The following is a 17,840-nucleotide window of genomic DNA, read 5'->3' on the forward strand; positions in this document are numbered from 1 at the left end:
GCATTCGATCAGCCGACGAGGACACAATGGCTCTCTTTCCGAAAACCTTCACCGCCCTTGCGCTCGCTGCCAGCTTTGCGATGCCCCTTCCCGCTGCCGCTCTCGACGATGCGCAGAAGAAGGAATTCGGCGAGTTCATCAAGGAATACCTGATCCAGAATCCCGAGATCATGCTCGACGTTCAGGACGCCCTGCAGAAGAAGCAGGAAGAGGCCCGCCTCGTCAAAGCCAACCAGGTGATCGGCGAAAACAGCAAGAGCATTTTCGAAGCCAAGGACGATATCTCGATCGGCAACCCGAAGGGTGACGTCACCATCGTCGAGTTCTTCGATTACAATTGCGGCTATTGCCGTCACGCGCTGACCGACATGCAGACGATGCTGAAGAAGGACCAGAACGTCCGCTTCGTGCTCAAGGAATTCCCGATCCTCGGCCCGGAATCGGTTGCCGCGCACAAGGTGTCCGACGCTTTCCGCAAGCTGGCGCCTGAAAAATATGAGAAGTTCCACATGGCTCTGCTCGGCAGCGAAGGCCGCGCCGACGAAGACAGCGCCATCGAAGTGGCCTCCTCGCTCGGCGTCAACGAAAAGCAGATCCGCGCCGAGATGGAAAAGAGCCCCGATACGTCTTCGGTGCAGAATGCCTATGACCTTGCCCAGAAGCTCGGCATCACCGGCACGCCCTCCTACGTCATCGGCAACGAGCTGGTGCAGGGCGCGGTCGGTTTCGACGACCTGGAAGCCAAGGTCAAGAACATGCGCACCTGCGGCAAGACGAGCTGCTGAGAGCGACGCTCATCAAATCGCCAAAATCTAAGCGTTTCAGCCATGTGGACAAATATGGCACGATTCCGGCTGCCCACCCCAAAGGGCTTTCATTAAGGGCATGGGGAGTCTATAGGTTGCCCTCGTGCATTTAATGGAACACTCGATGACGCAAACCATTTTCGTCCTGAACGGGCCCAACCTGAACATGCTGGGCAAAAGAGAGCCCGGCATCTATGGCGGCAAGACGCTCAAGGACATCGAAGCGGATTGCAGGGCTGCGGGCCAGGAACTCGGTCTCGATATCGATTTCCGCCAGAGCAACCACGAAGGCGCGCTCGTCGACTGGTTTCATGAAGCAAACGACAAGGCTGCAGGCGTTGCGATCAATGCCGGAGCCTACACGCATACATCCATTGCACTGCATGATGCGATCAAGGCCATTTCCATTCCGGTGATCGAGCTCCATATCTCTAACGTGCATGCACGCGAAGAATTCCGCCACAAGTCGATGATTGCCCCCGCTTGCAAGGGTGTGATCGCCGGCTTCGGGCCTCACAGCTACATTCTGGCGCTTCACGCGCTGAAGAACCTTACGGCATAAGAAGAAGACAGGGCAAACACTCATGGCTGAAAAGAAATCGGGTATCGACCAGGCACTGATCCGTGACCTCGCGAACATCTTGAACGACACGGACCTGACGGAAATCGAAGTCGAGCAGGAAGATCTGCGCATCCGCGTCTCGCGCGGCGGCAATGTTCAATATGTCCAGGCGCCGATCGGCGGCGCTCCGGCCTATGCGCCTGCGCCTGCAGCCGCCGCACCTGCGGCCGCTCCGGCAGCCGCCGCTGCCCCGGCCCGCAACCCGGCCAATACGGTCAGCGCCCCGATGGTCGGCACCGTCTATATGGCACCGGCTCCGGGCGCACGCGCCTTCATCGAAGTCGGCTCGACCGTCAAGGAAGGCCAGACGCTGCTCATCATCGAAGCGATGAAGACCATGAACCAGATCCCGTCGCCGAAGTCAGGCAAGGTCACGGAAATCCTCGTCGAAGACGGCAGCCCCGTCGAATACGGCCAGGCCCTCGTCGTCATCGAATAAGGCGGGCATCATGGTCTCGAAAATCCTCATTGCTAACCGCGGCGAAATTGCGCTGCGCGTCCTGCGCGCCTGCAAGGAGCTCGGCATTCCCTGCGTCGTGGTTCACTCCACCGCCGATGCCGACGCCATGCATGTACGCCTTGCCGACGAGAGCGTCTGCATCGGCCCTCCGCCGTCGCGCGACAGCTATCTGAACATCCACCAGATCGTCGCAGCCTGCGAAATCACCGGTGCCGATGCCGTGCATCCCGGTTACGGCTTCCTGTCCGAAAACGCCAAGTTTGCGGATATTCTCGAGGCCCACGGCATCACCTTCATCGGCCCGACTGCGGATCACATCCGCATCATGGGCGACAAGATCACCGCCAAGACGACGGCGCAGGAACTCGGCATCCCCGTCGTTCCGGGCTCCGACGGCGAAGTGAAGACCGAAGAAGACGCCATCAAGACGGCGGCCGAAATCGGCTATCCCGTTCTGATCAAGGCAACCGCCGGCGGCGGCGGACGCGGCATGAAGGTCGCGAAATCCGAAGCCGACGTGATCGAAGCCTGGTCGACGGCCCGCACCGAAGCGGCTGCCGCCTTCGGCAACGAAGCCGTCTACATGGAAAAATATCTCGGCAAGCCGCGCCACATCGAAGTTCAGGTGTTCGGCGATGGCGAAGGCAATGCGATCCATCTCGGCGAACGCGACTGCTCGCTGCAGCGCCGCCACCAGAAGGTCTGGGAAGAAGCCAATTCCCCGGCGCTCAATGTCGAGCAGCGCATGAAGATCGGCCAGGTCTGCGCCGACGCCATGAAGAAGCTGAAGTATCGCGGCGCCGGCACGATCGAGTTCCTCTATGAAAACGGCGAGTTCTATTTCATCGAAATGAACACCCGTCTGCAGGTGGAACACCCGGTCACCGAAGCCATCACCGGCATCGACCTCGTGCACGAACAGATCCGCGTCGCCTCGGGCGGCGGTCTGTCGGTGACGCAGGCGGAAGTGAATTTCGAGGGCCATGCCATCGAATGCCGTATCAACGCCGAAGACGCGCGCACCTTCGTGCCCTCGCCCGGCACGATCACGCATTTCCACGCACCGGGAGGCCTCGGCGTTCGCATCGATAGCGGCGCCTACCAGGGCTACAAGATCCCGCCTTACTACGACAGCCTGATCGGCAAGCTCATCGTGCACGGGCGCACCCGCGTCGAATGCATGATGCGTCTGCGCCGCGCGCTGGACGAATTCGTCGTCGATGGCATCAAGACCACGCTGCCGCTGTTCCAGGATCTGGTTTCGAACCAGGACATCGCGAATGGCGACTACGACATCCACTGGCTGGAACAATATCTCGCCAGCACCAAGCCGGCCTGATCACGAATGRCAGGGTCGCGCAGGAAGTCCCCAGGAATTACCCCGGAGATCCTCCTGCGCGCCTACTCCATCGGCCTCTTCCCGATGGCCGAATCGGCCGATGACCCGGAGATCTTCTGGGTCGAGCCCGAACTTCGCGGCGTCATCCCGCTCGCCGATTTCCACATCTCCAAAAGCCTTGCGAAAACCATTCGCCGCAAACCGTTCGACATCCGGTTCAATCATGATTTCGATGCGGTGATCTCGGCTTGCGCCGCGGAAACCTCCGGGCGCCCGAGCACCTGGATCAACGGCACTATCAGGCAGCTCTATTCGACCCTCCACCGCATCGGCCATGCGCATTCGGTCGAGGCCTGGGAGGGCGATACGCTTGTCGGCGGACTCTATGGCGTCTCGCTGGGCGCGGCGTTCTTCGGCGAGAGCATGTTCTCGCGGCGCACCGACGCCTCGAAGATCTGCCTCGTGCATCTGGTCGAGCGTCTGAAGGACAAAGAGTTCAGGCTGCTTGATACGCAGTTCACCACGGAGCATCTGAAGACCTTCGGGGCGATCGACGTGCCGAAGGATGAATATGCGGTGATGCTGGATGCAGCGATGGATTCGCCGCATCTGGAGTTTTAGGGGAGCGCCCGCCCTCGTCCTTCGAGGCCGTTCGGGCACCTCAGGAGGAGGGCTCTCGTGAAGTTGGCTTACCGCGGGATTGCGGGATGGGTGTGCCCTCCCTCGTCCTTCGAGGGGCGCTTCGCTCCCGCCTCAGGATGAGGGCTCTCTTGGAAGCCTCCGCTTGGAGCCAGATCAAAACCAGCGACGGGTACTTCCAACACCAACAGCCACTCCGCCCCTCATCCTGAGGTGCCCGAAGGGCCTCGAAGGACGAGGGCCGGCCACCAAGGCCAACCAACAAGAGAGATTTCTACTTAGCCTTCGCCGCGCCATCCGGCGCCGGCACGTCCGACTGCGCCTTGCAGTCCTTCAGCCAGACGTCATAGATCGGGTGCTCGACGGCGTTCAGACCCGGGCTGTCGGCAAACATCCAGCCGGTGAAGATGCGGCGGATCTTGCGGTCGAGGGTGATTTCATCGACTTCGACGAAACCGTCGATCTTCTGCGCCTCCGACTGGTCGCGCGAATAGCAGGCCTTCGGCGTCACCTGCAACGCGCCGAACTGGACCGTTTCGTTGACATAGACGTCGAAGGTGGTGATGCGGCCGGTGATCTTGTCGAGACCCGAGAAGACGGCGACAGGGTTTTCGATGCGCGCGGCAGAAGCAATCTGCGGCAACAGCGGCGAGCCAAGCGCCAGGGCGACCCCGGCGGCACGCAGGACCTGGTTCCGCGTGAAAAGCTGCATATCTACCCGTCTCCACCGCATCTCATGATAATGGCCGCAGCTTCTGCGGCCAACCTGCGGGTAAAGGTCAATTGTGGCCAAAAGCCGGGCCGGACGGCCCGCTTTGCGGTCGGCGAACTCAGTTACCAGGCGTCCAGGCGTCGTAGTCGCCGGTAACACGCGGACGCTCGCCGGTGGCCGACAGCGAACCCGGCGGGCGGTAAGCCTGCGGCGAGCCGGTCGGGTTGGCGCGATGCGCCTTTTCCCATTCCTTGGCGGCGTAGTTTTCCTTCGATGGCGGGGTGTCGGTGCGGTGGTGCATCCAGCCGTGCCAGCCCGGAGGAATGGCCGAGGCTTCGGCATAGCCGCTGTAGATCACCCAGCGCTTCGGCAGGCCATAGGAAGACAGGCCGCCTTCGTAATAGACATTGCCGAGCTCATCTTCGCCAACACGCTTGAAACCGCGAAGCGCAAACCGTGTTCCCAGCGTGTAGTGGTTCCACCAGGTGAAAATGTGCAGCAGGAAGTTCTTCATGTCTGTTCCTTGTGCTTGCCAGAGGTCAAGCGGGACTGGAATTCGTTCACTCGCTTATGCCGCCGGAAGACCGGATTGTCCAGTGATTCCAGATTTGCAAAGGCTCATTTCAAGGCCATCTTGAAGCCGAGATGCGATGGCTCGAAGCCCAGGCGCTCGTAGAACCGGTGGGCATCCTTGCGCTTGCCGTTCGAGATCAGCTGGACGCGGACGAGACCGCGGCTTTTTGCCTCTGCGATGCAGAACTCGATCATCTGTTTGCCGATGCCCTGCCCGCGCAAGTCACTGCGCGTCTGCACCGCCTCAATGATCATGAAGGACGCACCACGGCCGGTCAGAGTCGTCGCTATCGAAATCTGAAACGTGCCGGCGACATCGCCGGACAGTTCGCCGACATAGAGCGTCTGGTCCGGCGCTGCGGCGATCGCCGAGAAGGCCTTGAGGTAGTCCGCGTAAGCGCTCTCGTCGGTCGTATCGCCATGGCCGCCAATATCGTCGGCGGCGAAGAGCGCGATCAACGCGGCAAGATCGTCCTGCCTGGCCTCGCGGATGATGAGCTTGCCGGTCATGATGGTCTCAATGGGCGGGAAGATGTTTTTCAAGCACCAGCGTCGCAATACCCGACTGGCCGAGGCCGACATTCTCGTTGCGGCCCGCCTCGATGAAACCGAGCTTACTGTAGAAGCCGATCGCATCCTCGTTCTTCGGCTCGACTTCGAGACGCATGATCTCCGCATCCGGAAAGCAGGTTTCCAGCTCGGCAAACATGTCGCGGCCGATGCCCTGACGCTGCAGCGCCGGACGCACGTAGAGAAGATGCAGGATCGCCGTCTTTGCCAAATCGGCGGACATTGCCGCATAGCCGACTGCGCCGATATCCTTGCCGCTGTCGGCGACAACGAATTCGGCATTCTTCTTTGTCAGCCGCGTTTTCAGCGCCGCCGGCGAAAACAGGTGGGCGATCAGTTCATCGACCTTCGGCACGCCATAGAAGCGGTCGTAGGTCGCATGAAAGCTTTCCACCAGCACGGCGCGGATCTTCTCCAGATCGCGCTCACCGGCGGTGCGGACAAAATACACCAAGGCTTTCTCCTGGCGGCGCTGGGATCCAGGGCCGCTCACGCTCTTCGGCTGATGCCGGTTATTCCTCGACGATGCCGAGCTTGGCCTTGACCAGCGCCTGAACGGCCTGCGGGTTGGCCTTGCCGCCGGTCGACTTCATGACCTGGCCGACGAACCAGCCAGCCAGCGTCGGCTTGGCGAGAACCTTGGCAACCTGATCGGGGTTGGCGGCGATGATCTCATCGACAGCTTTTTCGATGGCGCCGGTGTCGGTCACCTGCTTCATGCCGCGGCTTTCGACGATTTCAGCGGGATCGCCACCCTCGTTGAGGATGATCTCGAAGACGTCCTTGGCGATCTTGCCGGAAATCGTTTCGGCCTTGATCAGGTCGATGATGCCGCCGAGCTGAGCCGGGGAAACCGGAGTCGATTCAATATCTTTTCCGAGTTTGTTCAAGGCGCCAAGCAAGTCGTTGATGACCCAGTTAGCAGCCGTCTTGCCATCGCGGCCTTCGGCAACGGCTTCGAAATAAGCGGCAATCGCCTTTTCGGACACCAGTACCGACGCGTCATAGATCGACAGCCCGAGTTCGCGGACGAAGCGGTCCTTCTTGTCATCAGGGAGCTCCGGCAGGTCCTTTTCCAGCGCGCTGACGAAGGCGTCATCGAACTCGAGCGGCAACAGATCCGGATCCGGGAAATAGCGGTAATCATGCGCGTCTTCCTTGGAGCGCATGGAGCGCGTCTCGCCCTTGTTCGGGTCGAAGAGACGGGTTTCCTGATCGATCGAGCCGCCGTCTTCCAGAATGCCGATCTGGCGGCGGGCTTCGTATTCGATCGCCTGGCCGATGAAGCGGATGGAGTTGACGTTCTTGATCTCGCAGCGCGTCCCAAAGCCCTCGCCCGGACGGCGCACGGAAACGTTGACGTCGGCGCGCATCGAGCCTTCGTCCATGTTGCCATCGCAGGTGCCGAGGTAACGGACGATCGAGCGCAGCTTCGTCATGTAGGCCTTGGCCTCATCGGACGAGCGCATGTCGGGCTTGGAGACGATCTCCATCAGCGCGACGCCAGAACGGTTCAGGTCGACATAGGACATGGTAGCGTGCTGGTCATGCAGCGACTTGCCGGCGTCCTGTTCCAGATGCAGACGCTCGATGCCGATCTCGATGTCTTCGAACTGGCCCTGACGATCCGGACCGAGCGAGATGACGATCTGGCCTTCGCCGACAATTGGATCCTTGAACTGCGAGATCTGATAGCCCTGCGGCAGGTCGGGATAGAAATAGTTCTTGCGGTCGAACAGCGAGCGCTTGTTGATCTGCGCCTTCAGGCCGAGACCGGTGCGCACCGCCTGGCGGACRCATTCCTCGTTGATGACGGGCAGCATGCCGGGCATGGCGGCGTCAACGAGGGAGACATTCGAATTCTGCGGCTTGCCGAATTCCGTCGAGGCGCCGGAGAAGAGCTTCGAATTCGACAGCACCTGCGCATGGACTTCCATGCCGATGATGACTTCCCAATCGCCGGTGGCGCCGGGAATGAAGCGTTTCGGATCAGGCGTGCGAACGTCGACAAGGGTCATGTGATACTCTTCGGGAGGCTGTTCTTTTCATCTGGTGAGGTAACGGAAATGGCCTGCCGGTGCAAGGCTTTCGGCGTGTCTGGGGCACAGCTCCCGTTTTCGCGCTGTTAACAGCGGCGCGCTAGCATGGATGTATGATCTCCGCCCACGCGCTTCAACTCGGTGCCCTGCTTCTCGCCTACAATCTCTTCGTCTTCGCCACCTATTTCATCGACAAGCGCGCCGCCCGTCTGGGACACCGGCGCGTCAGCGAGCGGACCTTGCTGATGCTTGCATTGTTCGGCGGCAGCCCGGGCGCGATCACAGCCCAGCGCCTGCTGCGGCACAAGACGCAGAAGGAGCCGTTTCGCACGCTTCTTATGGGAATTGCGCTGCTTCATGCCGTGGTATGCGGTGGGCTTGCCGTCTTCGTCGCAGCCGGACGATTGGGGCTTACTTAGAAGTCCGGCCCGTAAGTGCCGTCACCCCCGCTCTCGAGCGGCTTGGTCAAACCGACGGACGGTACGTCGCGGTCGAGCTTCGGGTTGTAGACGATCGACAGCCAGTGGATGCTATAGCCGTGCTTCTGGAAGAAGTTGATAGCCTCGTTGTTACCCGAATGCGTCTGCATGCCGGCGCTGGAGAAACCCTGGTCGGCGATATCCGTCTCGATCTGCGCCAGCAGCGCGGCGCCGACACCCTGGCGGGTGAAGGCCGGGTCGATCCAGAAATCCGAGATCGTTTCGTCGAATTTTTCCCGGGCGCCCCAGCCGACAATCTGGCCGTTGAGTTCGGCCACCGTAATCGTCAGCCAGCTGTTACGGGTGAAATTCGAAAATGCACTGCGCGCCGCATCGAGCAGCGCGTCCGTCTCGCCCATGGCCACCATCGCCTTTTGCCAGGCTCTGAGGCCGATCTCACTCAGAAGGTCCGCCTCGCCCTCGCGGGCATTGCGAATGTGGATCATGGAACCCCCGTTCAATGATCAAAGTAGAACACCGAATCGCCAGTTTTTCCATCGGTTTGCGCGGCTTTCGCACCGTTTTTGCAGGCGAGTTGCGAATCTGGCGCGCTTGACGGCAACCTGTGCGTGGGTTAGGCAAACCTTATGTTGAACTCGTCTGAGACCCGCTAAGGGCCCTGCCCGCAAGCTGCTTGCGCGCATGGGCCAGAAAAAACGAAGCCCCGCCGTTCGCCTTGAACGACGGATCGTTTTTTTGTGCGCTTTCGAGCGCCAGACCGGATCAACACAACAATGGACATTTCACGCGCCGAACAGCGCATCCTGCACCTGCTCGCCCAGGGCGGCCGGATCGAACTCACCCGCGGCGAAGACCGCGTCATCGAGAAGCTTCAACTTTTCACCAGAGAAGGCTGGGTCTTCTCCGGCATCGACATCCTCACCTTCCGCAAGCTCAAGCAGAAACGGGCCATCCGCTCACAGGGCGGCAAGCCCTACCGGATTACCGAGCGGGGACTGGTGCTGGTGAGGGCGGAGCAGGATAATCGATGAAGGCAGAAGGACCGGCTCTCATAGGAGAGCCGGTCCTTCAATATCCTATCGAACCAAGCCCACGATCGAACCGCACACTCAATGTTGCAGCAAACGGTATGGGAAGAGTTTCACGCCTGTATCAGCGTAGGTGGAGTCCAACTGGCAGCTTTCGTCGGCTACCAAGTACTTGATCGCAGCGGAGGGCTCCGGCGCCATACTCACCTTGTAGTAGCGCTGCAAATACGTATGAAGCGGCCAATCCTCCCAAACCTTGCCACAGGCGCTAACGGTCTCGCGGCACGCGGTCTTGCTGGCACCACAAACGGCTTCGGCAATTGCAGATGCGTTTTCGATAACCTGCTTGTCGCCGCCCATACGGCCAAAATTCAGACCAACAATCACCACGGATGCAGCAAGAACAACGCTCGACGCGATCCACAAGCGATTCTGCCATCGCTCTCCCAGCCGGCTGAGACCGCCTAGCAGAACAGGCGCACACAACACGCAGAATCCTGTCGAAAAATACGGCAACGAAGGATTGAAGTAAAAGTTCGTGACACGCGGACTGGCGAGAATTGGAAATGAGGCCGAACACCCGACAAGCAACAGGAATGCTGCACTCTGCATTCGTTTCTTCCGCAAAACCGCGTCCGGTACCGCCATGTCCCACCGGCGGAAAACAACGAGAACAAGCGCGGTGATCGCGAACGAATAGCCGTTGACGCCAATGAGATTGCGAACGGCCGAGAGACCGCCGCCGAAGTTTCCGCGATCTCCTGCCAGACTGGGCAACAGCTGAGCAGCCAAATAGCGCTGTGTCGCTTCGCGCGAAGCGTCGAAAGACCAGAGCACGAGAAACAGAAGCACGACAATGGCGACAAGTATCAGGCTATCGAGCACCACGGCGGCGAAAGACGGGCGCCGAAAACAAAACCAGTAAATCGCCGGCGTGGCTAATGGAAACAGGCCAACCGGGCCCTTTGTAAAAACGGCCAGCGAAATCGCCAGCCCGGCGCATGCGATCAGCGATATACGCGACAAACTGGAAACACCCAAGCGCCGGTCGTAGGCCGTTACGATCAGTAAGACGGCGCTCAACGTGAAGATAATTAGCTGATTTTCCAACATACCATTGGCAAAACCCCATTTCATGCGGCCGGCGATCAGTACCATGAACAAGGCAATCGGCGCCGCGCGCTGCATGACAACATCGCCGTCGTGCAACCGCATCCACATTTTCAACAGGAGAACGCCTGCGACTGCAAAAGTCAGCAGCGAGAAACTCTTTTCGACTGCAATCGTGTCACCGAAGACCATGAATCCCAAGGATTCAACCCACATCATGAAAGGGGGGTGTTCCGCAAAGACCGGGAAGAGTGTCTGTGAAAAATACGGGCTCCAGGCCGAACCGACCCCTTCGGCCATATTTCTGGCGACTCCAGCGTAGATGCCGCCGTCAAAGTAGAAAGAAAGCTGAACAAGTTTGACAAGCAGCAACGAGCATACGGAGGCAGCAAGCAAAATCCAAAGCGACGTCATCACCTTGCGGGATAGGGTCTGAGGCCCAGGGGCGCCGGAAGCCGAAATAGTCATTTCCAGATAAACCTGTTCGCGATTACGAATTTCCACACCGTATCGATCGCGATACCAGCAAGCGTGGCAAGGAACACGACATGCACGAGCCGCTCATAAGCCAGTGTGGCGGCGGAAACATTGGCAACGATTCCGACTGCGGAAACAGCCAGAAATTTGAGGTAACCCAAGGCTTTTTTCCATCCGTACAGCCGTTTGTCCTGAAAGGTCAGAAGGTTGTTGAGCAGAAAATTGCTAGTAGCAGCGACCAGCGTCGCGACCGTTTGTGCGGCGATGAAAGGCAGCGCAAATGCCAAGACCGAATAGAGCACGGCAAAATGAACGAAAATGCCCGAGCCACCAACGAACAAGAAGGAAATGAGGCTGACCGGGAGAAGGCCGCCGGTCATCTTGCTCAGCAAGAATGTCACGAATTTCCATACGACATAGATGTCGAGCTTCGATTCGCCATGAGTTCGCACGCCGAAGTCGAATGGAACCTCACCATGGCGAAGCTTCTTGTTGGAATACAATATGTCGAGAAGCAGCTTGAAGCCAGGATCTCCGAGTCTTGGTGCCACATCGAGGAAGCTGCTGCGACGCATTACAAAGAAGCCGGTCAGCGGATCGGACAGCTTTCGTCCAAGAACCAAGCTGCTCAGCCAATTGCCAAATGTGGACAGCCTCTGGCGAAGCGGTGAAAGTCCCTCCAGGGCGCGATCGGCCTCGAGGCGGCGAGCAGCACTGACGATGTCGAGATTATCGCTTTCAAGGCGCGCGATCATGTCAACCAAGACTGCCGGATCGTGCTGACCGTCAACGTCCATCACGCACAGCAAATCGCCACGCGCTGACAACATGCCCTGAATGCTGGACCTGGCAAGGCCACGATCATCCAATCTGATGATAGTTCGAATACGGGCATCGTCTGCGGCGTATTCGAACGCCTTCCGCGCAGTTCCGTCCGCGGAATTGTCATCAACGAACAGTATTTCCCAGTCGATGCCAGCTAGCGTGGATTTTACACGCTCGGCAAACGGAATCACATTTCCGATTTCATTGTAAGTTGGGGCGATGATCGATAGACGTTTTTGCGGCACGGGTTGAACCTGATCGAAATTCACCTCCGCCTAGCAGGGCAGCCAAGCGAAATCTACCCCAAATAGCGATTTGCATACAACCACCGGCAGAGCGCCCCGCTTACCTCAAGCGGAGCGCTTCAATCTTACCACCACTTGGCAGGGGAGAACTTGCCGGCTGCCTGTTCGATGACATGGGCGGTCTTGAAGAGGGTTTCCTCGTCGAAGGGCTTGCCGATCAGCTGCAGTCCAAGCGGCAGGCCCTTGTGGTCGAGACCGGCGGGAACGGCGATGCCCGGCAGGCCCGCCATGTTGACGGTGACCGTGAAGATGTCGTTCAGATACATCGCGACCGGATCGGCGGCGAGGTTCTCGTCGGCGACACCGAAAGCGGACGACGGTGTGGCCGGGGTCAGGATCGCATCGACACCGGCGTCGAAGACGATCTCGAAGTCGCGCTTGATCAACGTGCGAACCTTCTGGGCCTTGATATAATAGGCGTCGTAGTAACCGGCCGACAGCACGTAGGTGCCGATCATGATGCGGCGCTTGACTTCCTTGCCGAAGCCCGCAGCGCGGGTCTTCTCGTACATGTCGGCGATGTCCTTGCCGTCGACGCGCAGGCCGTAGCGGACGCCGTCGTAGCGGGCGAGGTTCGAGGAGGCCTCGGCGGGGGCGACGATGTAATAGGCCGGAAGCGCATATTTGGTGTGCGGCAGCGAGATGTTGACGATCTCGGCACCGGCATCCTTCAGCCAGGCAATGCCCTGCTGCCAGAGCGTTTCGATCTCCTCGGGCATGCCGTCGACGCGGTATTCGTTCGGAATGCCGATCTTCATGCCCTTCAGCGATTTGCCGAGTGCGGCTTCGTAATCCGGAACGGGCAGATCGACCGAGGTCGTGTCCTTGGAGTCGACCGAGGCCATCGACTTCAGGAGGATCGCGGCGTCCCGCACGTCGCGGGCGATCGGACCGGCCTGGTCAAGCGACGAGGCGAAGGCGACAGTGCCCCAGCGCGAGCAGCGGCCGTAGGTCGGCTTGATGCCGACGGTGCCGGTGAAGGCTGCCGGCTGGCGGATCGAGCCGCCGGTATCGGTCGCGGTCGCACCGGCGCAGAGATGGGCAGCAACGGCAGCCGCAGAACCGCCCGAAGAGCCGCCCGGAACCAGCTGCTGATTGGAGCCGGAGGCGCGCCAGGGGTTGATCACCGCACCGTAATGCGAGGTTTCGTTCGACGAGCCCATGGCGAACTCGTCCATGTTCAGCTTGCCGAGCATGACGGCGCCGTCGTCCCAGAGGTTCTGGGTGACGGTCGATTCATAACGCGGCTCGAAGCCGTCGAGAATATGGCTGCAGGCCTGGGTGTGGACGCCGACGGTGGCGAACAGATCCTTGATGCCGAGCGGGATGCCTTCGAGATCGCCTGCCTCACCGGCCGCGATGCGCTCATCGGACTTCTTGGCCATGGCGCGGGCGAGATCGGGCGTGGTCTTGATATAGGCGTTCAGCGCGCCGTTCGCCGCATCGATCGCCGAGATATAGGCTTCGGTCAGTTCGGTGGCGGTGATCTCCTTGCCGCGCAGCTTCTCGCGGGCTTCGGCAATGGTCAGGCTGGTGAGTTCGCTCATGGTGTTTACTCGGATCGTTTTGATGGCAGCGGGGATCGGAAAAAGCGGCAGCGCTTATTCGACGACTTTCGGCACCAGGAAGAAATTGTGGTCGGTGACGGGGGCGTTGGCGACGACGTCGTCGGCCTTGTTGCCATCAGTCACCTGGTCGGTCCGCTTCTTCATCGCCATCGGCGTGACCGAGGTCATGGCCTCGACGCCTTCGACATTCACTTCGGACAGCTGTTCGACGAAGCCGAGAATGCCATTCAGCTCGCCGACCATGCGATTTGCCTCGTCTTCGGAGACGGCAATACGGGCAAGGCGCGCAACGCGCTTAACGGTGGCAAGATCGACGGACATGGCATACTCCGAAAGGGAAATTTCCCACTCGCTATAAAGACCATGTCCGCCTTGTGCAACGGGCTTTCGTCAGATCGAGAAGCTCTCGGAAGGCTTGATCGCCTTCACTTCCGTCTTCGAACCTTCCATGCCGGAGACGAACTTGTCGGCGGTCTGGTCGATGATCGGGAAGGTGCCGTAATGGCAGGGGATGGCGGTCTTGAAGTTGAAATAGCGCTGGCAGGCAAGAGCCGCCACCGCACCGCCCATGGTGAAGCGGTCACCAACAGGAACGAGACCGATATCCGGCTGGTGCAGTTCGTTGATCAGCGCCATGTCGGAGAAGATGTCGGTGTCGCCCATGGCGAAGATCGAGGCTTCATCGTCGAAATGCAGCATCAGGCCGTTGGCGTTGCCGAGCGCATGGGCAATGCCGTCTTCCGTGACTTGTGCGGAGGAATGCAGCGCATTGGTGAAGGTCGCCGAGAAGCCGCCGAGCGCAATCGTGCCGCCGGTATTGCCCATTTCGATCTTCGAGACGCCCTTGGCGGCAAGCCAGGAGGCGAGATCGGCATTGGCGAGAACGGTGGCGCCGGTTTCCTTGGCGAGCGCGATGGTGTCGCCGACATGGTCGCCATGGCCGTGGGTCAGCAGGATATGGGTGATGCCTGCCGACACATCCTTGATGTCCTGGCCCTCGAAGGAGGCATTGTAGGTCAGGAAGGGGTCGAGGAGGATTTTTGCCTTGCCGGTTTCGATGCGGAAGGCGGAGTGGCCGAGCCAGGTGATCTTCATGAAAAGCGTCCCTTGATTATGTGATGCAAAAGCGGGTCTCGATTGTTATGGACATAGCCGATATGGCTGCAAAGAAAAGCCGCCACAGGCTTCAATTTGTTTTGACGGGATGAAACGCCGATGACAGTGATGACGATCGAAGAGATGGCTGCATTCCTGCAGCCCGGACAGGCGATCGCCGGGCTCGATCTCGGTACCAAGACGATCGGTCTTTCGATGTCTGATCTCGGACGACGCTTCTCGACGCCGCGCCCTGTCATCCGCCGCGAGAAATTCACCATCGACGCCGAGGTGCTGCTGGCTTTTTCCAAGAAGGAAAAGGTTGCCGGCTTCGTCATCGGGCTGCCGATGAACATGGACGGGTCGGCCGGTCCGCGCGTGCAGGCAACGCGCGCCTTCGTGCGCAACATGGAGCAGAAGACCGCCCTTCCCTTCGTCTATTGGGACGAGCGGCTATCGACGGTCGCTGCCGAGCGGGCTTTGCTGGAGATGGACGTGTCGCGCGCCAAGCGGGCCGAGCGGATCGATTCCGCTGCGGCGAGCTTCATTCTTCAGGGCGCCCTGGACAGGCTGTCGGCGCTTTCGAGAGCGGATGATTTCGACGCCTGACGGGCGGCCCACCAGGCGGCAATCTTCTTGCGCTTGCGGAACGCGATGATCGCCAGAACAACAAGACTGTCGACGGCAATGGCGCGGGCGACGAGCGGCGGAATGGTTTCCGGCGGCACGCCCAGAACCTGGCCATAGACTTCGAAGGTCAGGTCATGGACCTGACGGCTCAGCATGAAGATGCCGAAGTTGATGTCGTAATAGGAAAGCCAGTACCAGCCGCTCAGGAAAACGATCGGGCCCAACCAGAAGATCAGGAACCACTTCATGCGGCCTCCCCTCGATGACGCCAGGCAGCCGGACTTTCGAGACCGATAACCCAGGTCGACAATGCCATCACGCTCAGGACGACCGCGGGAACGGTGATATCAAGGGCGAGCACCGCGAAAAACATCATCGCGGCAACAAGCAACGCAGCTTTGGCGGCTCTGGTTCCCATCATGGGTCCTGACAGCTAAGAATTTAACTGTCCGTACCCTGTCGCCTTAACGCCGAGGGTGCAACGTAAACCATTTGTTAAGGTTAACAGCCGGGCGTCTGCCTGTGGATGAGCCGGCCGCCCGTCAGCCGTAGACGCCGCGAACGATGCGCTTCAGCGCCGTCGCCGCCTTGTCCCAGTCCTTGGCGGTCTTCAGCGTCAGCCCGGCGCACTGCCCGCCAGCCGAGGCAGAAAGGACGAGATGCTGGATCGCAGCGAAGAGAATCGCATTGGTGGCGACGGGATCGACGCCCTTCGGCGGGGTCAGCGAACCGCGCATGCGCTCCAGCCACTGCGCCAGCGCCTTGGAGCGGGCTTCGGAGAGACGCCTCACCTGCTCGGTATTTTCCGAGACTTCCCAGGCGACGATGCGGCGGACGAGCGGGTCGTCGCGCAGGGCCTCGAGAAAGAGCAGCGACAGGCGCTCCATCAGATCGCCATAGGTCAGCAGGAACATGCCGCCGGTATCTTCGGGGATGCGGTCCTTGACCCAGGTGCCGAGATCGGCGCCGATCGCCTCGACGAGACCGTTGAGGCCGCCGTAATAGCGGTAGATCAGCTGCTTGTCGCAGCCAGCGCGGCGCGCGACGGCGTTGATGCCGAAATTCTGAAACCCCTCTTCGGCCAGCAGAGCCTTGGCGGCCTTCAGAATTGTCTTTTCGGTCGCGCCGCGGTCGCGGATGCGCTTCTCGGGTTCGGCGGCAACGGGTGCCAAAACCATGGTGTCGTCAAGCATATCGAAGCCGATTCCGTTCTTGTCACTACAAGGTGAGTAACAACGGCACCCTGCCCCGGCAACGGACAAGGCCTTGATAGATTGTGGATAATCCCATGGTTTTCAGGAGATTGGTGAGACCGTGATGCAACGATCACGGCCCCGTCTGCCCTCGGACGGCCTCGGCCGTCCGCATTCGGGGAATGCTGAGGCCGAGGACGATCGGTACGGTGATCGCGTAAACGGCGATCGCCGAAAGCCAGATTGCGCCCGGCCATTGCTGCTGCACGACGAAATAGAAGCTGGAGAAGCCAAGCGGCGCAACGATCGACGAGAGGCTGACGACCGAGGCGAGCAGGCCCTGGAACTGCCCCTGCTGTTCGCCGCTCACCATGCGTGTCGCCATGGACTGGAGCGACGGCACGCCGATGCCGCCCAGCACGAACACCGGCATGACGGCAAAGATCATCCACGGTTGCGTGGTGAAGGCCATGACAGCAAGCGCCAGCGAGGTGCCGGCAAGGCCAGTCAGGATGGTGACGCGCTCGCCGAGCAGCTTCACGGCAGGCCCCGGCAGGAACATCTGCGCCAGAGCCTGGCAGGCGCCATAGGTGCCGAGCGAGAGGCCGATCCACAGGCCGTTCCAGCCGAACACGTCATGTCCCCACAGAGCCCAGCAGGTGCCATAGACCTCGCCGACGCCGCTGAAAATGAAGAAGACAGTGATGATCGGCAGCAAGCCGCGCATCGAGATCAGCCAGCGGAACGGGCGAAGCGGGTTGAGGGCGGCGAGATCGATCCGCTCACGGCTCGGTTTGCGCGACTCCGGAAGCACCAGCAGCGCCAGGAGCAGATTGCCGGCGTTGAGAACTGCGGCAGCTATGAACGGCAGCCTCAGCCAGTAATCGCCAAGGATGCCGCCGAGAACCGGGCCGACGATAAAGCCGATGCCGAAGGTAGCGTTGAACAATCCGAAACGGCGGGCGCGTGTCTCCTCCGCCGAGATATCGGTGATGTAGGCGCTGGCGACCGAGATGTTGGCGCTTGTCAGCCCGGCGACGGCACGGCCGATCAGCAGCATCCACAAATGCGGCGCGAAGGCCAGGATCAGATAGTTGACGGCAGCGCCTGTCATCGAGATCAGCAGCACCGGCCGCCGCCCGAGCCTGTCGCTGAGAGCGCCGAGCACCGGCGCACAGATGAACTGCATCGCCGCATAGAGCGAGGTCATGATGCCGATATAGGCGGCGACATTGCCTGCATGCGTCACTTCCGCGATCAGCCGCGGAAGAATGGGGAAGATCAGACCGATCCCGACCGCGTCGAGGCCGATGGTGGTGAAGATGACAACAAGTGCCTTGTTCATGGCAGGCTCCGCTATACCGAGTTTTAAAATGTACTCAGTACATAAATCTTGCGACTGCAAACTG

23 protein-coding genes are annotated in these 17,840 nt (G+C 60.2%); 8 read left to right on the forward strand and 15 right to left on the reverse strand.

Annotated elements, in window-relative coordinates:
* The first annotated feature begins 26 nt into the window (after nt 1-26).
* The 5 genes from AC1DIJ_RS19200 to aat all read left to right on the forward strand — a co-directional run bounded on the left by AC1DIJ_RS19200 (nt 27) and on the right by aat (nt 3,848).
* Nucleotides 27-785: a DsbA family protein gene (locus tag AC1DIJ_RS19200; RefSeq protein WP_112389727.1), complete on the forward strand. Its 759-nt coding sequence runs from the start codon at nt 27-29 to the stop codon at nt 783-785.
* Nucleotides 786-930: 145 nt separating this feature from the next.
* Nucleotides 931-1,368, forward strand: a complete 438-nt coding sequence (aroQ, locus tag AC1DIJ_RS19205; protein WP_112389726.1) for a type II 3-dehydroquinate dehydratase — start codon at nt 931-933, stop codon at nt 1,366-1,368.
* Between the two features lie 22 nt (nt 1,369-1,390).
* Nucleotides 1,391-1,867 (forward strand): acetyl-CoA carboxylase biotin carboxyl carrier protein, encoded by a 477-nt coding sequence (gene accB / locus AC1DIJ_RS19210; RefSeq protein WP_112389725.1) that lies wholly within the window; start codon nt 1,391-1,393, stop codon nt 1,865-1,867.
* A 10-nt stretch (nt 1,868-1,877) separates the two neighbouring features.
* Nucleotides 1,878-3,227: an acetyl-CoA carboxylase biotin carboxylase subunit gene (gene accC / locus AC1DIJ_RS19215; RefSeq protein ID WP_112389724.1), complete on the forward strand. Its 1,350-nt coding sequence runs from the start codon at nt 1,878-1,880 to the stop codon at nt 3,225-3,227.
* A 6-nt stretch (nt 3,228-3,233) separates the two neighbouring features.
* Nucleotides 3,234-3,848 carry a leucyl/phenylalanyl-tRNA--protein transferase gene (aat, locus tag AC1DIJ_RS19220; protein WP_477831513.1) on the forward strand — a complete coding sequence of 205 codons (615 nt, stop codon included), beginning with the start codon at nt 3,234-3,236 and terminating at the stop codon, nt 3,846-3,848.
* A gap of 292 nt (nt 3,849-4,140) precedes the next feature.
* Here the strand turns inward: aat and AC1DIJ_RS19225 are convergent, their stop codons facing one another.
* From AC1DIJ_RS19225 to gatB, 5 genes are all read right to left on the reverse strand, one after another.
* A complete protein-coding gene (locus tag AC1DIJ_RS19225; protein WP_112389722.1) occupies nt 4,141-4,578 on the reverse strand; it encodes a DUF2155 domain-containing protein in 438 nt (145 codons plus the stop codon).
* 118 nt (nt 4,579-4,696) lie between these two features.
* Entirely contained in the window at nt 4,697-5,092 is a 396-nt protein-coding gene (locus AC1DIJ_RS19230; RefSeq protein WP_112389721.1) for an NADH:ubiquinone oxidoreductase subunit NDUFA12, read from the reverse strand.
* A gap of 104 nt (nt 5,093-5,196) precedes the next feature.
* Nucleotides 5,197-5,661 carry a GNAT family N-acetyltransferase gene (locus AC1DIJ_RS19235; RefSeq protein WP_477831514.1) on the reverse strand — a complete coding sequence of 155 codons (465 nt, stop codon included), beginning with the start codon at nt 5,659-5,661 and terminating at the stop codon, nt 5,197-5,199.
* Nucleotides 5,662-5,668: 7 nt separating this feature from the next.
* Entirely contained in the window at nt 5,669-6,172 is a 504-nt protein-coding gene (locus AC1DIJ_RS19240; RefSeq protein ID WP_112389720.1) for a GNAT family N-acetyltransferase, read from the reverse strand.
* A 61-nt stretch (nt 6,173-6,233) separates the two neighbouring features.
* Nucleotides 6,234-7,739: an Asp-tRNA(Asn)/Glu-tRNA(Gln) amidotransferase subunit GatB gene (gatB, locus tag AC1DIJ_RS19245; protein ID WP_112389719.1), complete on the reverse strand. Its 1,506-nt coding sequence runs from the start codon at nt 7,737-7,739 to the stop codon at nt 6,234-6,236.
* A 134-nt stretch (nt 7,740-7,873) separates the two neighbouring features.
* Here gatB and AC1DIJ_RS19250 point away from each other — a divergent pair, with 134 nt between their 5' ends.
* A complete protein-coding gene (locus tag AC1DIJ_RS19250; RefSeq protein WP_112389718.1) occupies nt 7,874-8,179 on the forward strand; it encodes a DUF1294 domain-containing protein in 306 nt (101 codons plus the stop codon).
* Here the strand turns inward: AC1DIJ_RS19250 and AC1DIJ_RS19255 are convergent.
* Nucleotides 8,176-8,685 carry a GNAT family N-acetyltransferase gene (locus AC1DIJ_RS19255; RefSeq protein WP_112389717.1) on the reverse strand — a complete coding sequence of 170 codons (510 nt, stop codon included), beginning with the start codon at nt 8,683-8,685 and terminating at the stop codon, nt 8,176-8,178. The two genes, AC1DIJ_RS19250 and AC1DIJ_RS19255, sit on opposite strands and share 4 nt — an antisense overlap.
* A 288-nt stretch (nt 8,686-8,973) precedes the next feature.
* Between AC1DIJ_RS19255 and AC1DIJ_RS19260 the strand changes: the two genes are divergently transcribed.
* Nucleotides 8,974-9,231 carry a YjhX family toxin gene (locus AC1DIJ_RS19260; RefSeq protein ID WP_112389716.1) on the forward strand — a complete coding sequence of 86 codons (258 nt, stop codon included), beginning with the start codon at nt 8,974-8,976 and terminating at the stop codon, nt 9,229-9,231.
* Between the two features lie 78 nt (nt 9,232-9,309).
* On the opposite strand, the gene AC1DIJ_RS19265 is transcribed toward AC1DIJ_RS19260, so the two are convergent.
* The 5 genes from AC1DIJ_RS19265 to AC1DIJ_RS19285 all read right to left on the reverse strand — a co-directional run bounded on the left by AC1DIJ_RS19265 (nt 9,310) and on the right by AC1DIJ_RS19285 (nt 14,608).
* Nucleotides 9,310-10,842 carry an ArnT family glycosyltransferase gene (locus AC1DIJ_RS19265; RefSeq protein ID WP_477831515.1) on the reverse strand — a complete coding sequence of 511 codons (1,533 nt, stop codon included), beginning with the start codon at nt 10,840-10,842 and terminating at the stop codon, nt 9,310-9,312.
* A complete protein-coding gene (locus tag AC1DIJ_RS19270) occupies nt 10,803-11,909 on the reverse strand; it encodes a glycosyltransferase (RefSeq protein WP_477831516.1) in 1,107 nt (368 codons plus the stop codon). The genes AC1DIJ_RS19265 and AC1DIJ_RS19270 overlap by 40 nt, the downstream gene beginning before the upstream one ends.
* A gap of 101 nt (nt 11,910-12,010) precedes the next feature.
* Entirely contained in the window at nt 12,011-13,492 is a 1,482-nt protein-coding gene (gene gatA, locus AC1DIJ_RS19275; RefSeq protein ID WP_112389714.1) for an Asp-tRNA(Asn)/Glu-tRNA(Gln) amidotransferase subunit GatA, read from the reverse strand.
* Between the two features lie 54 nt (nt 13,493-13,546).
* Nucleotides 13,547-13,834 carry an Asp-tRNA(Asn)/Glu-tRNA(Gln) amidotransferase subunit GatC gene (gatC, locus tag AC1DIJ_RS19280; protein WP_112389713.1) on the reverse strand — a complete coding sequence of 96 codons (288 nt, stop codon included), beginning with the start codon at nt 13,832-13,834 and terminating at the stop codon, nt 13,547-13,549.
* 69 nt (nt 13,835-13,903) lie between these two features.
* Nucleotides 13,904-14,608, reverse strand: coding sequence for a metal-dependent hydrolase (locus tag AC1DIJ_RS19285; RefSeq protein ID WP_112389712.1), 705 nt, complete (start codon nt 14,606-14,608; stop codon nt 13,904-13,906).
* Between the two features lie 120 nt (nt 14,609-14,728).
* On the opposite strand from AC1DIJ_RS19285, the gene ruvX reads away from it, so the two are divergent.
* Nucleotides 14,729-15,217 (forward strand): Holliday junction resolvase RuvX, encoded by a 489-nt coding sequence (ruvX, locus tag AC1DIJ_RS19290; RefSeq protein ID WP_112389711.1) that lies wholly within the window; start codon nt 14,729-14,731, stop codon nt 15,215-15,217.
* On the opposite strand, the gene AC1DIJ_RS19295 is transcribed toward ruvX, so the two are convergent.
* The 4 genes from AC1DIJ_RS19295 to AC1DIJ_RS19310 all read right to left on the reverse strand — a co-directional run bounded on the left by AC1DIJ_RS19295 (nt 15,160) and on the right by AC1DIJ_RS19310 (nt 17,776).
* Entirely contained in the window at nt 15,160-15,486 is a 327-nt protein-coding gene (locus tag AC1DIJ_RS19295; RefSeq protein ID WP_112389710.1) for a DUF6105 family protein, read from the reverse strand. The two genes, ruvX and AC1DIJ_RS19295, sit on opposite strands and share 58 nt — an antisense overlap.
* Nucleotides 15,483-15,656 carry a hypothetical protein gene (locus AC1DIJ_RS19300; RefSeq protein ID WP_477831517.1) on the reverse strand — a complete coding sequence of 58 codons (174 nt, stop codon included), beginning with the start codon at nt 15,654-15,656 and terminating at the stop codon, nt 15,483-15,485. The genes AC1DIJ_RS19295 and AC1DIJ_RS19300 overlap by 4 nt, the downstream gene beginning before the upstream one ends.
* Nucleotides 15,657-15,780: 124 nt before the next feature.
* Nucleotides 15,781-16,431: a TetR/AcrR family transcriptional regulator gene (locus tag AC1DIJ_RS19305; protein ID WP_112389709.1), complete on the reverse strand. Its 651-nt coding sequence runs from the start codon at nt 16,429-16,431 to the stop codon at nt 15,781-15,783.
* Nucleotides 16,432-16,564: 133 nt separating this feature from the next.
* On the reverse strand, nt 16,565-17,776 hold the full coding sequence (locus AC1DIJ_RS19310; protein WP_112389708.1) for a TCR/Tet family MFS transporter: 1,212 nt from the start codon (nt 17,774-17,776) through the stop codon (nt 16,565-16,567).
* Between the last annotated feature and the right edge of the window lie 64 nt (nt 17,777-17,840).

It is taken from the genome of Rhizobium sp. 10N427 (genome assembly GCF_056394605.1).

What these genes read in the sequence shown, in the direction of transcription:
- AC1DIJ_RS19260 (WP_112389716.1), top strand. Translation starts at nt 8,974, where the DNA reads ATGGACATTTCACGCGCCGAACAGCGCATCCTGCACCTGCTCGCCCAG.
- AC1DIJ_RS19285 (WP_112389712.1), bottom strand. Translation starts at nt 14,608, where the DNA reads ATGAAGATCACCTGGCTCGGCCACTCCGCCTTCCGCATCGAAACCGGC.
- accB (WP_112389725.1), top strand. Translation starts at nt 1,391, where the DNA reads ATGGCTGAAAAGAAATCGGGTATCGACCAGGCACTGATCCGTGACCTC.
- gatA (WP_112389714.1), bottom strand. Translation starts at nt 13,492, where the DNA reads ATGAGCGAACTCACCAGCCTGACCATTGCCGAAGCCCGCGAGAAGCTG.
- gatC (WP_112389713.1), bottom strand. Translation starts at nt 13,834, where the DNA reads ATGTCCGTCGATCTTGCCACCGTTAAGCGCGTTGCGCGCCTTGCCCGT.
- AC1DIJ_RS19225 (WP_112389722.1), bottom strand. Translation starts at nt 4,578, where the DNA reads ATGCAGCTTTTCACGCGGAACCAGGTCCTGCGTGCCGCCGGGGTCGCC.
- AC1DIJ_RS19295 (WP_112389710.1), bottom strand. Translation starts at nt 15,486, where the DNA reads ATGAAGTGGTTCCTGATCTTCTGGTTGGGCCCGATCGTTTTCCTGAGC.
- accC (WP_112389724.1), top strand. Translation starts at nt 1,878, where the DNA reads ATGGTCTCGAAAATCCTCATTGCTAACCGCGGCGAAATTGCGCTGCGC.
- AC1DIJ_RS19250 (WP_112389718.1), top strand. Translation starts at nt 7,874, where the DNA reads ATGATCTCCGCCCACGCGCTTCAACTCGGTGCCCTGCTTCTCGCCTAC.
- AC1DIJ_RS19230 (WP_112389721.1), bottom strand. Translation starts at nt 5,092, where the DNA reads ATGAAGAACTTCCTGCTGCACATTTTCACCTGGTGGAACCACTACACG.
- AC1DIJ_RS19310 (WP_112389708.1), bottom strand. Translation starts at nt 17,776, where the DNA reads ATGAACAAGGCACTTGTTGTCATCTTCACCACCATCGGCCTCGACGCG.
- AC1DIJ_RS19255 (WP_112389717.1), bottom strand. Translation starts at nt 8,685, where the DNA reads ATGATCCACATTCGCAATGCCCGCGAGGGCGAGGCGGACCTTCTGAGT.
- ruvX (WP_112389711.1), top strand. Translation starts at nt 14,729, where the DNA reads ATGACAGTGATGACGATCGAAGAGATGGCTGCATTCCTGCAGCCCGGA.
- AC1DIJ_RS19305 (WP_112389709.1), bottom strand. Translation starts at nt 16,431, where the DNA reads ATGCTTGACGACACCATGGTTTTGGCACCCGTTGCCGCCGAACCCGAG.
- AC1DIJ_RS19300 (WP_477831517.1), bottom strand. Translation starts at nt 15,656, where the DNA reads ATGGGAACCAGAGCCGCCAAAGCTGCGTTGCTTGTTGCCGCGATGATG.
- aroQ (WP_112389726.1), top strand. Translation starts at nt 931, where the DNA reads ATGACGCAAACCATTTTCGTCCTGAACGGGCCCAACCTGAACATGCTG.
- AC1DIJ_RS19200 (WP_112389727.1), top strand. Translation starts at nt 27, where the DNA reads ATGGCTCTCTTTCCGAAAACCTTCACCGCCCTTGCGCTCGCTGCCAGC.
- AC1DIJ_RS19235 (WP_477831514.1), bottom strand. Translation starts at nt 5,661, where the DNA reads ATGACCGGCAAGCTCATCATCCGCGAGGCCAGGCAGGACGATCTTGCC.